We start from the raw sequence: 566 nt of genomic DNA on the forward strand, positions 1-566 counted from the left end.
AGATCGCCAGCGACAGAACAGCTGTCTGTCGTGATTGTGATGCCAATCGGCCAGGGCTGGTGCGACCGTAGCGCCTCCACACCTCGCAATGTCGGGCAGCGCGCGATAAGATCCCGGGCAAAGCTAGCGTGCTCGCTCAGCTGAGCGCATTCGGCCGCCACGGCTTTGCGCACTTCTTCAAAATCATGTGCAAGGTCGATGGTAACTTCCATCGGCACGACAGAGGCGATAAGCACCTCCACCGCTTTCAAACCGGCTTGCGATCGATCCGGCGCCGGCGTCCATCCCAGTTGAAGCTCTGTTTCTCCCGTGATGCGGGCGAGATAGATCAGCCAAGCCGTTACCAAGTATTCCGTGCGATCATTTGGCGACAGCTTAGCCAACGCACTTGCAATGAACCACGAACTCGACTGCCGTTTGGGCGGCGCCCCAGCTACGCACGACGACAGGAAAGGAAACTGCAATATTCTAAGCTGCTCAAGCCGCTGTCGCCAAAAATCCTCTGAAGGCGCCAGCAATTCATGGGCGGCAGTTATGCTCTGCGCCTGTTCATCGCTCAAAATTGG

General features: G+C 57.4%; 1 protein-coding gene. It reads right to left on the bottom strand.

What is annotated here, in order from left to right:
• On the bottom strand, window positions 1-566 hold a 566-nt coding region (locus NKJ23_RS34590), incomplete at both ends, for a condensation domain-containing protein (protein ID WP_352496827.1).

Origin of the sequence: Mesorhizobium sp. M0184, assembly GCF_040322215.1 — a bacterium.
Classification (GTDB): Bacteria; Pseudomonadota; Alphaproteobacteria; order Rhizobiales; family Rhizobiaceae; genus Mesorhizobium.